The organism is Pseudomonas sp. G.S.17 (genome assembly GCF_038096165.1).
Lineage (GTDB): Bacteria > Pseudomonadota > Gammaproteobacteria > Pseudomonadales > Pseudomonadaceae > Aquipseudomonas.
Map to the genome: position 1 here is coordinate 4,834,995 of NZ_CP151076.1, position 15,019 is coordinate 4,850,013.

Annotated in this window: 13 protein-coding genes and 2 pseudogenes; 13 read left to right on the top strand and 2 right to left on the bottom strand. The window is 59.4% G+C overall.

All coding sequences use genetic code 11. The features are described 5' to 3' along the window. Positions 1-124: 124 nt before the first annotated feature. On the bottom strand, positions 125-826 hold the full coding sequence (locus tag AABC73_RS22515) for an OmpA family protein (protein WP_341521033.1): 702 nt from the start codon (positions 824-826) through the stop codon (positions 125-127). A gap of 301 nt (positions 827-1,127) precedes the next feature. On the opposite strand from AABC73_RS22515, the gene AABC73_RS22520 reads away from it, so the two are divergent. Continuing rightward, entirely contained in the window at positions 1,128-1,625 is a 498-nt protein-coding gene (locus AABC73_RS22520; protein WP_331152043.1) for a DUF6231 family protein, read from the top strand. Positions 1,626-1,628: 3 nt separating this feature from the next. Then, on the top strand, positions 1,629-2,102 hold the full coding sequence (locus tag AABC73_RS22525) for a YchJ family protein (RefSeq protein WP_341521034.1): 474 nt from the start codon (positions 1,629-1,631) through the stop codon (positions 2,100-2,102). Between the two features lies 1 nt (position 2,103). On the opposite strand, the gene AABC73_RS22530 is transcribed toward AABC73_RS22525, so the two are convergent. After that, a complete protein-coding gene (locus tag AABC73_RS22530) occupies positions 2,104-2,643 on the bottom strand; it encodes a hypothetical protein (protein ID WP_341521035.1) in 540 nt (179 codons plus the stop codon). 99 nt (positions 2,644-2,742) lie between these two features. On the opposite strand from AABC73_RS22530, the gene AABC73_RS22535 reads away from it, so the two are divergent. The 11 genes and pseudogenes from AABC73_RS22535 (at position 2,743) to AABC73_RS22585 (ending at position 15,013) form a co-directional block, all read left to right on the top strand. Next, complete coding sequence (locus tag AABC73_RS22535; RefSeq protein ID WP_065835385.1) at positions 2,743-3,231, top strand: LEA type 2 family protein; 489 nt, start codon at positions 2,743-2,745, stop codon at positions 3,229-3,231. 5 nt (positions 3,232-3,236) lie between these two features. Continuing rightward, positions 3,237-3,452: an SEC-C metal-binding domain-containing protein gene (locus tag AABC73_RS22540; RefSeq protein WP_020288970.1), complete on the top strand. Its 216-nt coding sequence runs from the start codon at positions 3,237-3,239 to the stop codon at positions 3,450-3,452. A 113-nt stretch (positions 3,453-3,565) separates the two neighbouring features. Beyond that, on the top strand, positions 3,566-4,210 hold the full coding sequence (locus AABC73_RS22545; RefSeq protein WP_341521036.1) for a glutathione binding-like protein: 645 nt from the start codon (positions 3,566-3,568) through the stop codon (positions 4,208-4,210). 208 nt (positions 4,211-4,418) lie between these two features. After that, positions 4,419-6,881 (top strand): penicillin acylase family protein, encoded by a 2,463-nt coding sequence (locus AABC73_RS22550; RefSeq protein ID WP_341521037.1) that lies wholly within the window; start codon positions 4,419-4,421, stop codon positions 6,879-6,881. A gap of 136 nt (positions 6,882-7,017) precedes the next feature. Continuing rightward, positions 7,018-8,266, top strand: a pseudogene (locus tag AABC73_RS22555) (IS256 family transposase). 165 nt (positions 8,267-8,431) lie between these two features. Further along, positions 8,432-9,481 carry a ligase-associated DNA damage response exonuclease gene (locus tag AABC73_RS22560; protein ID WP_341521038.1) on the top strand — a complete coding sequence of 350 codons (1,050 nt, stop codon included), beginning with the start codon at positions 8,432-8,434 and terminating at the stop codon, positions 9,479-9,481. Next, a pseudogene (locus AABC73_RS22565) lies at positions 9,478-11,193 on the top strand (ATP-dependent DNA ligase). The gene AABC73_RS22560 and the pseudogene AABC73_RS22565 overlap by 4 nt, the downstream one beginning before the upstream one ends. 389 nt (positions 11,194-11,582) lie before the next feature. Then, positions 11,583-12,365 carry a transporter substrate-binding domain-containing protein gene (locus tag AABC73_RS22570; RefSeq protein WP_341521039.1) on the top strand — a complete coding sequence of 261 codons (783 nt, stop codon included), beginning with the start codon at positions 11,583-11,585 and terminating at the stop codon, positions 12,363-12,365. Positions 12,366-12,449: 84 nt separating this feature from the next. Continuing rightward, complete coding sequence (locus AABC73_RS22575) at positions 12,450-13,178, top strand: ABC transporter permease (protein WP_331152029.1); 729 nt, start codon at positions 12,450-12,452, stop codon at positions 13,176-13,178. Next, entirely contained in the window at positions 13,175-13,885 is a 711-nt protein-coding gene (locus AABC73_RS22580) for an ABC transporter permease (RefSeq protein ID WP_341521040.1), read from the top strand. Before AABC73_RS22575 ends, AABC73_RS22580 begins: the two co-directional genes overlap by 4 nt. Before the next feature lie 9 nt (positions 13,886-13,894). Next, the gene (locus AABC73_RS22585) at positions 13,895-15,013 is read left to right on the top strand and encodes a succinylglutamate desuccinylase/aspartoacylase family protein (RefSeq protein ID WP_341521041.1); all 1,119 of its coding nucleotides are present in this window, start codon (positions 13,895-13,897) and stop codon (positions 15,011-15,013) included. The last annotated feature ends 6 nt before the right edge of the window (positions 15,014-15,019 follow it).

A 15,019-nucleotide genomic window follows, 5' to 3' on the forward strand; every position in this document is an offset into this window, starting at 1 on the left:
CGGCTTGCCTGCCGAATATGCCAGCGGGGTGATGAAAATTCTTCACGCAGTCACACTGAGCTGCCGAACGGCGCAGGAAATGCGGGCCCGGCTACTACGCCGAGCCCGCATCGAGAGGGGAGAATCAGCGGTTGATCTTGATCTCTACACGACGGTTGAGAGAGCGGCCGCTCGCCGTTTTGTTGTCAGCCACAGGACGCGCTTCGCCATCGCCTTCGACAGACACAAACGCACTGCGCGCAATGCCCGAACTCACCAGATAATCCGTCACCGAAATCGCGCGTTTCTCGGACAGTTTCTGGTTGTAGGCATCACGGCCGACGCTGTCGGTGTGCCCGCTGACCCGCAATTGCGCACTCGGCGCTTCGCGTTTCAGGCGAGTCGCGATCAGGTCGAGTTTCGACTTGTCGGCAGCGGTCAGGCGCGCCGAGTCGAATTCGAACAGCACATCGTTGATGACAATCACCTCTTCCTTGACGACCACCACTTCTTCAACCACTGCCGCGGGCGCGGGCTCTACCAGCGGACAACCGGTGGCGTCTACCTGAACACCTTTGGGCGTATCGGGACATTTGTCGATGCTGTTTTTCACGCCATCGCCATCATCGTCGCCGTCGCCATGCACCCAGCAATATGCGCCTGCCATCACGCCCACCGCGCCGCCCAGGCTGGCCGCCACCGCTGCGGTCTGAAACGCCCCCGCCGCCGCGCCCGCCAAAGCGCCGCCAGCCGCACACAATGGCCAGTCGGTCTTCTGCAAACCGGCACAACCGGTCAAGACACTGGTTACAAGAATCAGAGGTAACGCCGTCCGGATTATTCTCATCAATTTCTTCTCCCAAGGGTTCGGCTCAATGCGCCGCCTCTCAAGTAAAGACATCACATCGCCACTTCGCCAGCTTGAGCCCGTATTTATTGGGGAGAAACCGGATCTCGCGCCTGCATCACGGTCCCGTGGGAGCGAATTCATTCGCGAAATGGTCAGTACATTCGATACATGTCCGTGAAATGGAATGCCGCCTTCCCGGATGAATCCGGTCCCACACAATCATCCTGTTTCGACAATTTCAGGACTAGGCCCACCGCCGAGAGCGCGCTAGTCTTGCAGGTCAATACGAGGATTTTCGATGAGCGAAGGCTTTTCCACCCGCACGCCCCAGCAAGCGCTGGCCGCCCTGCTCGACCAGCAGACGCCGCGCCGCCTGTTGATGATCGGCGCGCAGACATTTCCGGCGCTTCAGGCGTTCAAGGACGCGCATCCGGACACCGAAGTGTTTCACGCGGTGCCCGGACCATTGACTGCCGAACTGGCCGCCCTGCGATTTGATCTGGCGCTGGTCGTCGATTGCCTGGAGCACATACCCAAGCGCGCCGGGCTGGAATTGCTGGGCGGCATTCGTAACCTGAACGCCAGCCGCATCGCGGTGCTCGCCGACCTACCGGCCTGCGGCTGGCAGGACACGGACTTCTATTCCCTGGCCTTGCAACTGACAGAACGCTTCGGCCGGGACGAACAAGTGCTGACGTTGTTTACGTACGATCTGCGCGAATACAAACAAGTGCCGGATTGGCTCAACGCGCGGTTCTGGGCCAACCCGGAGAATTTTGGCAAATATTGGTGGTGACCCATGAGTAGCGCTATCTGCCCATGCGGCAGCGGAGATTTGTTGATCTCCTGCTGCGGCCCTTTTCACACTGGCCAGCCTACGCCTTGTGCCGAAAAACTGATGCGTTCGCGCTACAGCGCCTACGTGCTGGGCCTGGTCGATTACTTGCTGGATACCACGTTACCGGCGCAGAAAGCCGGGCTGGATCGAGAGTCGATCAGCCAGTGGAGCCTGCAAAGTACCTGGCTGGGACTGGAGGTGGAGAGCACGGAAGTGTTCGGCGGCAAACCTGAACATGCATTCGTGACATTCACGGCGCGCTGGCACGACGGCGCCGGCGAGCACAGCCATCGCGAACGCTCATCCTTCGTGCAGAATCAGGGCCGTTGGTACTTCATCGACTCGACCGTGCCGCTCAAGGCCGGCCGCAACGATGCCTGCCCGTGCGGCAGTGAACAGAAGTTCAAGAAGTGCTGCGCCAGCTATATGGCCTGATTCACTTCAGGCTCAGGTGCGAAGTGTCCGGTGCTGGCCCGGCCTTGGGTTTTTCATCCTGCCCCATGTCGCTGCCGGCCGGGGCCAGGCTTATGCGGGAAAGATCCAGGCGCGGCGCAACGGCCTCGGGCTTGGCGTCCTGCAAGTCGCTGCCGGTTTCAAACAGCGCGAAATCCGGCGCATCGACGTCAACGAAAGCAGCCATGTACACATCCCGCGGCGCGACCTGCAAGCGGCCGTTGCGGGCTGACGGCTTGCGCAACCAAGCGGGTTCGTCCGGTGGCGGCGCCAGCTCCACCTCTTCGATCTGCTGCGCCATGGCCAGAACGTCGACCAACGCTCCGGCGCGTTCCAGGGTCGCGCGATATTTTTCAGCGGCCGCTGCATCGAGATTGTTCTTGAGCACCAGGCGCCGCCCGGAGAACAGCAGCGCCAGCCGTTGGGCGTCGGCCTGAAACAATTTCCCCAGATTGGCCTGCACTCGTTCAAGCTGAGCGCCGGGTATCAATTGGCCATTAAATACAATTTCATAAAGATTCATGGGTCAGACTCTGTAGCTCGTGGCATGAGTATGCGTACGCTCAGCAAATGGAACAAGCAGGCCGTCCTGCTAAACTCAGGCCTCAAATGGAGCACGACAATGTTTTTACAGGCGCATGTGATCAGAACAATTAGCCTGGCGCTGCTGCTCTCGGTGTTGGCCGGATGCTCGAGCCTGGTGGTCAGCGACTACAAGGAGCCCGTGGTGCGCCTGACCCGCGTCGAAGTGGTCAAGGCCAAGCTGATGCAGCAGGATTTCAAGCTGCATTTTCGCGTCGACAACCCTAACAGCGGCAGCATGCTGGTACGCAGCCTGCGCTATAAGGTCATGCTCGGTGACGTGATGCTGGCCGATGGCGAGTCAACCGACTGGTTTGTGGTCGATGGTGAAGGCCACAAGAACTTTGTCGTGCCGATCAGGACCAACCTCTGGCAGCACATGAAATACATCGCCAGGCTGCTGAAAAAGCCTGATCAGGCGATTCACTACAGCCTTGAAGGCAAACTCAAGACCGGCTTTTTGTTCCGGCACAACGTGCGTATCGGTCGCGATGGGGAGATAATCCCCGGCGACTTTATTCCGGAGTAACCCCGATGACCCAGCAAGACCACGTGCATGGCCCTGATTGCAATCACGATCACGACGATCACGCCCATGACCATCACGACCACCAGCACGGCCATGTTCATGGCCCGAACTGCGGTCATGCTCACCAGGAGCCGGTGCGCAACGCCTTGAAAGACGTTGGCCGCAACGATCCTTGCCCTTGCGGCAGCGACAAGAAATTCAAGAAGTGCCACGGCGCGTAACGTGTCGAGCACTGCCGACGGCCTGCCTTGCGGGCCGTTTTCATTTGTGCGATCCGCTGAAGTCAGAGTAAAACAGGTGGTCTTTTTTGCGCTGAACTCATTCGGAGCTTTCAATGATCGACCTGCATTACTGGACCACGCCCAACGGTCACAAAGTCTCGCTGTTTCTTGAAGAAGCCGGACTGCCGTACAAGATCTTTCCGGTGAACATTGGCCAGAACGATCAGTTCAAGCCTGAATTCCTGAAAATCGCGCCCAACAATCGCATCCCGGCCATCGTCGATCACGAGCCTGCCGATGGCGGCGCGCCGCTGAGTCTGTTCGAATCTGGCGCAATCCTGCTGTACCTGGCGGAAAAAACCGGCAAGTTCATCCCGCAGGATCTGCGCGGTCGTCAGGTAGTCTTGCAGTGGTTGTTCTGGCAAATGGGCGGGCTGGGGCCGATGGCGGGCCAGAATCATCACTTCAACCGCTTCGCCAAGGAAAAAATCCCCTACGCGATCAAGCGCTACGTCGACGAAACCGCTCGTCTGTACGGCGTGCTGAACAAGCAACTGGACGGCCGCGACTTCGTGGCGGGCAGTGAGTACAGCATCGCGGACATGGCGATCTACCCGTGGATTGTGACGCACGCCTTGCAGGAGCAGAACATCGACGACTTCCCGCACCTCAAACGCTGGTTCGAAACCGTCGCCAATCGCCCAGCCACCCAGCGTGCTTATGCGCTGGTCGATCAAGTGAATCCGCCGAAGGCTTGAAGCCTGTTGGAATCTGTTGGAGCGAGGCTTGCCCGCGAAAGCGTCCGTAAGCAGACATATGTATAGCCTGACCCGCCGCCTTCGCGGGCAAGCCTCGCTCCAACGATCTCAACGTTGCGAAAATAAACTCCTGCTCCCCGCTTGCGTGCCGCGCGACTGCTCTCTAACGTAGCGCCTTTTATACGCCACCCCCGCAGGAGCTCCGCCCATGGCCTCGCCAGCCCTTTCCAAATTTCTACCCCGGTTCGGCGCTGCCGCCGCTGCGGCGGGTTTCCTGAGTCTCGCGGGCTGCCAACTCGGCGGTGGTGACACCGATACGCTGATGCCGAATTCAGGCACGGTTGCGATCAAGGGCCTGGCGCAAAACGTTTCGGTACGCCGCACGCCACAAGGCATGCCGCTGATCGAAAGCAGCACCTTCCACGACGCGCTGTTCACGCTGGGCTACGTACACGCCAATGACCGCATCACGCAGATGGTCGGCATGCGCCTGCTTGCGCAGGGTCGTCTGTCGGAAATGGTCGGCTCCAGCGCACTGGACGTCGACCGTCTGATGCGTGCGGCCAACCTCAAGCGCAACGCCGGCGAGCTGTACAACGCCGCGTCGCCACGCCTCAAGCGCTTCTTCGAAGTCTATGCCCGAGGCGTCAACGCCTACCTATTCCGCTATCGCGACAAGCTGCCTGCCGATCTGGCCTCCTCCGGCTATCGCCCGGAATACTGGAAAGCCGAAGATTCGGCGCTGATTTTCAGTCTGCTGAACTTCAGCCAGTCGGTTAACTTGCAGGAAGAATTGTCCGCGCTGGTACTGGCGCAGAAAGTCGGGGCCGACAAACTGGCCTGGCTGATTCCGACCTATCCGGATGAAGAATTGCCCTTCGCCGAAGCAGAAAAGCTCAAGGGTTTGAACCTCGGCGGGCAAGTATCAGGGCTTAGCGATCTGAATAAAGTCGCCCTGCAACTCTCGGACTTGAACATGCTCGGCGTTGCTGCGTCCAGCAACTGGGCCATTGCACCGCAGCGAGCGCGCAATGGCCGCAGTTTGCTGGCCAACGACATGCAACTGCCCGCTGCATTGGCCTCAGCGTGGACGTTCGTGCAGATTCGCGCGCCGAAATATCAGGCCGCCGGTACTTCAATCGCCGGTCTGCCGCTGATCCTGTCAGGCTTCAACGGCAAGCTTGCATGGTCCATGGCCTCGGTGATGGGCGACAACCAGGACGTGTTCCTGGAGAAACTGAAGCGGGAAAACAATCGCCTGATGTACATGGCTGATGGCAAATGGCTGCCTGCGACTTCCCACGAAGAGACCTTTTTCGTCAAAGGCGGCAGCCCGGTGCGCGAAGCGGTCTACGAGACGCGTCACGGCCCGCTGCTCAACAGCAATATGGGCGGACAACTCGGCAACGGGCTTGGCCTCGCGCTGCAAACCCCGGATTACAAGGATGACAAGAGCCTGGATGCGTTCTTCGACCTGTCCCGCGCGTCGAAAGTGGAAAAAGCCTTCGACGCGAGTCGGGAAATCCGCGCCATCGCCCTGAACATGGTATTCGCCGACGCCTCGAACATCGGCTGGCAAGTCACCGGCCGCTTCCCGAATCGTCGTGAAGGCCTGGGCCTGCTGCCGTCGCCGGGTTGGGACAGCCGCTACGACTGGGACGGTTTCGCCGACGCGATGCTGCATCCTTACGATCAGGACCCGACCCAAGGCTGGATCGGCACGGCCAACCAGCGCACCTTCCCCAAGGGTTACGGCATGCAGCTGTCCAACTCGTGGAAGACCCCGGAACGCGCCGAGCGTATTGCCGAACTGGCCAACAGCGGCAAGCAGGACAGCCGCAGCGTGATTGCCATGCAATACGACCAGACCACCACCTTTGCCACCAAGCTGAAGAAAATGCTCGAAGCGCCGGGCATGGTCAAACCGCTTAAACAAGCCATCGACGCCTTGCCTGAAACCGAGCGCGGCAAAGCACGCGAGGCTTATACGCGCTTGATGGCGTTCGACGGCAAGCTGACGGCAACGTCCGCTGACGCGGCGCTGTATGAGCTGTTCTTGCAGGAAAGCGCCAGGCAGATCTTTCTCGACGAGCTGGGTCCGGAAAGCAGCCCGGCCTGGAAAGCGCTGGTGCAGAACGCCAGCCTGTCTTACTCGCCGCAGGCCGATCACCTGCTGGGACGCGAAGACAGTCTGTACTGGGACGACGTGAAAACTCCGCAGAAAGAAGACAAGCCGACGATTCTGGCCCGCAGCCTCGCAGCGGCCATCACCGCAGGCGACAGTCAATTGGGCGGCGATCACAAAGGCTGGCAATGGGGCAAACTGCATCGCTACCTGTGGCAGAGCAATCCATTAGTCGGCAACAGCATTGAGCATGGCGCAGTTGCGGCGGGCGGTGACCACAGCACGCTGAACATCGCGGCTTATCCATGGGGCACGAATTTCGACAGCCCGGTAGCACCAGGCATGCGCATGATCGTCGACTTCAGCCAGGCCGAACCGATGATGGGCCAGGTCAACATCGGCCAGTCCGGCAACCCGGCCAGCGCCAATTACAGCGACGCCATCGAGCCTTCGCTCAAGGGCCTGTATCAGACGATTCCGGTGCAACAGCAGAATCTTGAGAAGGCCTATGGCAAGCAGCGGTTGACGTTGATTCCGGGGAAATAGAACGCCACGACGAGTGTGTGAGCTTGCTCGCGAAGCGGGTGTTCCTGACTCATGAATGGGTTGGATACGCTGGCCCCTTCGCGAGGGGGTGTCAGAAATTTTGTGTTCGGGCATAACATGAGTAAGAGGTGCATATATGCCAACCAAAAAGAAACCTGCGCTGCGCGAGCTACCAAAAATCCCTAAAGAACTGCTTGAGCAGTTCGGCGGCGGGCTGATGACCGCTGAAGCCATCGAAGACGCTTCTACGGCGTTCAAGAAGGCATTGATCGAGCGAGCCCTTAATGCTGAGCTCGGTCACCACTTGGGCTATCCGCCGGGCGCGCAGCGCCCAGAGGATGAAACCAACCAGCGTAATGGCAAAAGCGGCAAGACGGTTTTAACGGGTGACGGCCCGATCCGGCTGGATATCCCTCGCGACCGGGACGGTAGCTTTTCGCCCATTCTGATTCCCAAGCACGAGCGCCGTTACACCGGTTTTGACGACAAGATCATCGCCATGTACGCCCGAGGAATGACGGTCAGAGAAATCCGTGCGTTCCTGTCCGAGCAGTACGGTACGGACGTTTCGCCCGACTTCATCAGCTCTGTAACCGACGAGGTCATGGCAGAAATCGGTGCGTGGCAGCAGCGGCCTCTGGAACCGATGTATCCGGTTATTTTCTTCGACGCCCTGCGGGTCAAAATCCGTGAAGAAGAACTGGTGCGTAACAAGGCGATCTACCTGGCACTAGGTGTTCTGCCCGACGGCACACGGGATATTCTCGGCATCTGGATCGAAAATACCGAAGGTGCCAAGTTCTGGATGAAGGTTTTCAACGACCTTAAAACACGCGGCGTTGAAGATGTACTGATCGCCGTAACAGATGGGCTAAAAGGCATGCCGGAAGCCCTTGGCGCTGTCTTTCCAGCCACAACACTGCAAACCTGCATCGTTCATCTGATTCGCAACAGCCTTGATTATGCGGCTTGGGATAAGCGCCGCGAGCTGGCCAAGGCGCTTAAACCGATCTATCAGGCGGTCACCGCCGAAGCAGCTGAACAGGCGCTGGATGCCTTTGAAACCGGGCCTTGGGGCAAGCAATATCCGACGGTAGTAGCTGCGTGGCGACGGGCTTGGGATCGAGTCATTCCATTTTTCGTTTTCCCGCCAGCGATCCGAAAGGTGATTTACACCCAATGCCATCGAGAGCATCAACGCTCAGCTACGCAAGATCATCAAAACTCGCGGCCACTTCCCAACTGACGATGCAGCAACCAAACTGATCTGGCTTGGGCTGCGCAATATCACTGCAAACTGGGGCTCTGCAGCCCATGACTGGAAAAGTGCGATGAATCAATTTGCGATTCTGTACGGAGATCGATTTATCAGGCCGGCCTGGTAAAAAGCACGGCCTGCCTAACGGCACGCCGTTACCGGCCCGCACACAAAAAATCTGACACTCCCCTTCGCGAGCAAGCTCGCTCCCACACTACCCGAGCGTTTTCTTCTTCGAACTTCCTCTCCCGCTCCACCTCATAACTAACAAGCCCATCGCATTGGTCATCCCATGGATCTTGTTATCGCTCGCCCCGAAGGTCTGTATTGCCCGCCCGGGGATTTTTATATCGACCCATGGCGCCCGGTGGAACGCTCGGTAATTACCCACGGCCATGGCGATCACGCCCGTACCGGCAACGAGCATTATCTGGCGGCGGCTCCCGGCGAAGGGATTCTGCGTGCGCGGCTGGGCCAGGACATCAACCTGCAAACCCTGGAATATGGCGAAAGCCTGCTGCACCACGGCGTGAAACTGAGCCTGCATCCGGCTGGCCATGTGCTGGGCTCGGCGCAAGTGCGCCTGGAATACAAAGGCGAAGTCTGGGTCGCATCCGGGGATTACAAAGTCGAACCGGATGGTACCTGCGCGCCCTTCGAACCGGTGCGCTGCCACACATTCATCACCGAATCGACCTTCGGCCTGCCGATCTACCGCTGGCAGCCGCAGGCGGAAATTTTCGCCGGGATCAACGACTGGTGGCGGGCCAACGCGGCGGTCGGCAAAACCAGTGTGCTGTTCGCCTATTCGTTCGGCAAAGCCCAGCGCATCCTGCACGGCATTGATCCGCAGATCGGTCCGATCCTCGTGCATGGCGCGGTCGAGCCGCTGAATCGGGTGTACCGCGAAGCAGGCGTACGTATCCCTGAAACCCAGTACGCTGGCGATTTCAAAAAGACTGACCCGGCGCTGCGTCAGGCGTTGATCCTCGCACCGCCTTCCGCCGGTGGCAGCACCTGGATGCGCCGTTTTGGCGAGTTCAGCGATGCGTTCGCCAGCGGCTGGATGATGTTGCGTGGCACCCGCAGACGGCGCGGCGTGGATCGCGGCTTTGTGCTGTCCGATCACGCCGACTGGCCCGGCTTGCTGTGGGCGATTGAAAATACCGGCGCGGAACGGGTCATGGTGACCCACGGCTCGGTGGCGACTCTCGTGCGTTATTTGCGCGAAGCCGGCCTGGATGCCCAAGGTTTCGTGACCGAGTATGGCGACGAAGAGGACACGGGCGAGGCTAAAATCGAACAGCCTGCGCTGGCGCAATCTGACGAGGTGAGGCCATGAAAGCCTTTGCCGAACTCTATTCCCGCCTCGACGCAACCACCTCCAGCAACGCAAAACTCGCCGCCATGCGCGAATATTTTGCCGAGGTTCCGCCAGAAGATGCGGCTTGGGCGGTGTACTTTCTGGCCGGCGGGCGCCCACGCCAGTTGGTGCCGACCAAACTGCTGCGCGAACAGGCCATGACTCTGGCGCACTTGCCCGAATGGCTGTTCGAGGAAAGCTATCAGGCGGTCGGTGATCTGGCGGAAACCCTGTCGCTGCTGTTGCCGGAAGCGGTGCACAGCTCGGATCAGGGCCTGGCGATCTGGATGGAGGAACACTTGCTGCCTTTGCGCGGCCTGCCGCCCGAAGAACTTGCCGAGCGTCTGTCTGGCTTCTGGACGCAACTGGATCGCGTCAGCCTGATGGTCTGCATCAAATTGATCACCGGCAGTTTCCGGGTCGGCGTGTCCAAGTTGCTGGTAACCCGTGCCCTCGCCGCCCTGGCGGATATCGACAGCAAGCGGGTCGCGCAACGTCTGGTGGGCTATACCGATCTTTCCCACCGGCCGACCGCCGCGGGCTTTCTCAAGTTGATCGCCGAAGAATCCGAGGACGAACACGCCCAGCGTGGCGGCCAGCCCTATCCGTTTTTTCTCGCCCATGCCCTGCAACAGCCGGTGGATCAGTTCGAAACCCTGCTCGGCCCGGTGGATGACTGGCAGGTGGAATGGAAATGGGATGGCATTCGCGCACAAGTGGTCAAGCGCGAAGGCCGGCTCTGGCTCTGATCGCGGGGCGAAGAGTTGGTCACCGATCGCTTCCCGGAGCTGCACGCACTGACCCAGAGCTTGCCCGACGGGACCGTGATCGACGGCGAAATCGTGGTCTGGAAAGCGCCGCCAGGCGAAACGGTCGCCGACGGCGAGTTTGCCCTGAGCAGCGAGGAACAGATCAAAGCCGGGCCAGCGCAACCTTCGGTGCAACCCTTTGCGCTGTTGCAGCAACGTATCGGCCGCAAGACCTTGGGCAAGAAAATCCTCGAAGAGGTACCGGTAGTGATCCTGGCGTATGACCTGCTCGAATGGCAGGGTCATGACTGGCGCAGTCGCCCGCAACATGAGCGGCGAGCTCAGCTGGAAAAAGTCATCCAAAACTGCAACAGCCCGGTCTTGCTGCCGTCACCGGTGCTGACCGGCAACGACTGGCTGGATCTGCAGAAACAGCGCGAAGCCTCGCGCAGCCTGGGCGTCGAGGGCATGATGCTCAAGGCCCGGGAAGCCTTGTACGGTGTGGGCCGCACCAAAGACATGGGCGTCTGGTGGAAGTGGAAGGTCGATCCATTCAGCGTCGACGCGGTGCTGATTTATGCGCAACGCGGTCACGGTCGGCGGGCCAGCCTCTACAGCGACTACACTTTCGCCGTCTGGGATGGACCGCCGCAATCCAGCGAACGCACGTTGGTGCCCTTCGCCAAAGCCTATTCCGGCCTCACCGACGAAGAAATGCGCAAGGTCGACGCCATTATCCGCAAGACCACCGTGGAAAAATTCGGCCCGGTGCGCAGTGTTACCCCAAGCCTGGTATTCGAACTGGGTTTCGAAGGCATCGCGCTGTCCAAGCGGCACAAGAGCGGGATTGCCGTGCGATTCCCGCGAATGCTGCGCTGGCGCCATGACAAACCGGTGGCCGAGGCTGACAGCCTGTCGACGCTGCAGGATTTGTTGAGTTAGGATGCGCGCTCTTTTTTGGGGCGCCGATTTTCCTGTGCCCGGCTGAATGCTCCGTTTGTGTGCGCGTATGTGCGCATTGCTACTCAATGGTTACTGAATGACTCCCGCGAGCGCGCTTGCTACAGACGAACGCACACACCCGAGAGCGCATCTGCCGCAGTCAAGCGTTGCGCAAGGCGTTTTTTTGCCCCATCGAGACCTTTCGCGAACAAGCTACACTCTTGCAGCCGCGCGCAATCAGGCTCGAAGACAGCATTGCGACAACTGCGTACATTTAAAACGCACGTTCGTATCTTTGGTTCGGAAATTGCTATCTTCTCGAGTCTGGCACCCGCCGGTAGCAAGCCTCGCGTGTTCCCAACGCTCAATTTGGTTTTAAGGACTGAACGATGAAAAAAGCATGGCTGACCCTCTCTGCATTGGCTATTTGTCTAGCCGCTGGTAATGCAATGGCCAAGGAATACAAGGAACTGCGCTTTGGCGTCGATCCTTCTTATGCACCTTTCGAATCCAAAGCCGCTGATGGCAGCCTGGTCGGCTTCGACATCGACCTGGGTAACGCGATCTGCGCCGAGCTGAAAGTGAAATGCGTCTGGGTCGAAAGCGATTTCGACGGCATGATTCCTGGCCTGAAAGCCAAGAAATTCGACGGCGTGATTTCTTCGATGACCGTCACTCCAGCTCGCGAGAAAGTTATCGATTTCTCCAACGAACTGTTCTCCGGTCCAACCTCGCTCGTCTACAAGAAAGGCGCGGGCATCAGTGAAAAAGTGGCCAGCCTGAAAGGCAAAACCGTCGGCTACGAGCAAGGCACCATTCAGGAAGCCTATGCCAAGGCCATTCTGGACAAGGCTGGCGTGACCACCAAGGCTTATCAGAACCAGGATCAGGTTTACTCCGACCTGACTTCCGGTCGTCTCGACGCTTCGGTTCAGGACATGCTGCAAGCCGAACTGGGCTTCCTGAAAACCCCGGCCGGCGCTGGTTATGAAGTCAGCAAGCCAATCGAAGACCCGCTGCTGCCTGCCAAGACCGCGGTCGGTATCGCCAAAGGTAACAAAGAGCTGAAAGCCTTGCTGGACAAAGGTATCAAAGCGTTACACGACGACGGCAAGTACGCCGAGATCCAGAAGAAACACTTCGACGATCTGATTCTGTACAGCGGTAAATAACACCCCGACGCCCATCGATTCCGGCGACAATCCTGCGCCGTGTCGATGGGCGTTTTGTTTTATTGACCGCTAAAGGCTTTATCCATGTTCGATGCCCTTATACAAAACCTGGGACTCTCGGCGTTCAGCTTGAAAGGCTTCGGCCCGCTGTTGCTCGAAGGCACCTGGATGACCATCAAATTATCGGTACTGTCGCTGTTGGTGAGCATTCTGCTCGGCCTCATTGGTGCCAGTGCCAAACTGTCGAGCAGCGCTATCCTGCGCGTGCCGGCGCAGATGTACACCACGCTGATCCGTGGCGTTCCCGACCTGGTTCTGATGCTGCTGATTTTCTACAGCCTGCAAACCTGGCTGAGCCAGCTGACAGATGCCATGGAATGGGACTACATCGAAATCGATCCCTTCAGTGCAGGCGTGATCACTCTCGGCTTTATATATGGCGCGTATTTCACTGAGACGTTCCGGGGTGCGATTCTTTCCGTGCCTCGCGGCCAGGTTGAAGCCGCTACTGCCTACGGGCTCAAGCGCGGCCAGCGTTTTCGCTACGTGGTGTTCCCGCAAATGATGCGTTTTGCCCTGCCGGGTATCGGCAATAACTGGCAAGTATTGCTCAAGGCCACGGCCCTGGTGTCGATCATCGGCCTGGCGGATCTGGTCAAGGCTGCACAGGATGCCGGCAAGAGCACGTATCAGCTGTTTTATTTCCTGGTGCTCGCGGCGGTGATTTATCTGCTGATCACCAGCGCCTCCAACTTCGCGCTGCGCTGGGCTGAACGCCGCTACGCAGCCGGCAGCCGGGAGGCTCAGCGATGATCGAACTGCTTCAGGAATACTGGCGGCCCTTCCTTTATAGCGACGGCATGCACGTGACCGGTCTGGCGATGACCATGTGGCTGCTCAGTGCTTCCATTGCCATCGGTTTTTGCGTATCGATCCCGCTGTCGATCGCCCGGGTATCGAGCAAAGCCTGGTTGCGCTGGCCGGTTCAGTTCTATACCTACCTGTTTCGCGGCACGCCCCTCTATATACAGCTGCTGATTTGCTACACCGGCATCTACAGCATCGCCGCCGTTCGTGAACAGCCGATGCTCGACGCCTTCTTTCGCGATGCAATGAACTGCACGATCCTGGCCTTCGCCCTGAACACCTGCGCCTACACCACGGAGATTTTCGCCGGGGCGATCCGCAGCATGGCTCACGGGGAAGTCGAAGCCGCCAAAGCCTACGGCCTGACCGGCTGGAAGCTGTACGCCTACGTGATCATGCCGTCGGCGTTGCGTCGCTCGCTGCCTTATTACAGCAACGAAGTGATCCTGATGCTGCATTCGACCACCGTCGCGTTCACCGCCACGGTGCCGGACGTTCTCAAAGTTGCACGGGACGCCAACTCGGCCACGTTCATGACCTTCCAGTCCTTCGGTATCGCGGCGCTGATCTACCTGTGCGTCACGTTCATCCTGGTGGGCCTGTTCCGTCTGGCCGAACGTCGCTGGCTGGCCTTCCTCGGCCCGGCTCACTAGGACCTGCATATGCGCCATGAAACCCATGATTTGCTGGCCCCGATGCCGGGTACCGCGCGACAGATCCACAGCTTTCACTACGGACCGCAAAACGGCGCCTGCAAGATCTATATCCAGGCCTCGCTGCATGCCGATGAACTGCCCGGCATGCTGCTCGCCTGGTATCTGAAGCAGCGTCTGAGCGAGCTGGAAAACGCCGGCTTACTGCTGGGCGAAATCGTCATCGTGCCCGTGGCCAATCCGGTGGGCCTGGAACAGATCCTGATGGACATTCCGCTGGGCCGCTATGAACTGGAGAGCGGACAGAACTTCAACCGCTGGTTTGTGGATCTCGGCCAGGAAGTGGGCGATGCCATCGAGGCGCAGTTAAATGGCGACCCGCAGCACAATGTCCAGCTGATCCGCCGCAGCCTGCGCAACGCGCTGGAGGCGCAGGTCGCCAGCACGCAATTGCAGTCACAGCGTTTGACCCTGCAACGCCTGGCCTGCGATGCCGACATGGTCCTGGACCTGCATTGCGACTTCGAAGCGGTTGAACATCTGTACACGACGCCGCAAGCCTGGCCCCAGGTGGAGGCGCTGTCGCGGTATCTCGGCGCGCAGGCCAGTCTGCTGGCAACCGATTCGGGCGGCCAGTCGTTCGACGAATGTTTCACCCTGGTCTGGTGGCAATTGCAGCAACGCTTCGGCAATCGCTTCGAGATCCCGATGGGCAGCTTTTCGGTGACGCTCGAACTGCGCGGCCAGGGCGACGTCAATCACGCCCTGGCCAGCCGCGACTGTCAGGCGTTGATCAGTTACCTCAGTCATTTTGGTGCAATCGCCGCCGAGGCCACGCCGCCGCCTGAGTTGCTTTATCCCGCCACGCCGCTGGCCGCGGTGGAACCGGTGGCGACGCCAGTGGGCGGCTTGCTGGTGTTCTGCACTCAGCCGGGCGAGTACGTCGAGGCCGGGCAGTTGATCGCCGAGATCATCGACCCGATCAACGACCTCGTCACCCCCATCCATACTCTTAATTCCGGTTTGCTCTACGCCCGTTCGTTACGGCGCATGGCGACTGCCGGAATGGTCATCGCTCACGTTGCAGGCACCGAAGCCTACCGCAGCGGTTACCTACTCTCTCCTTAAGGACTG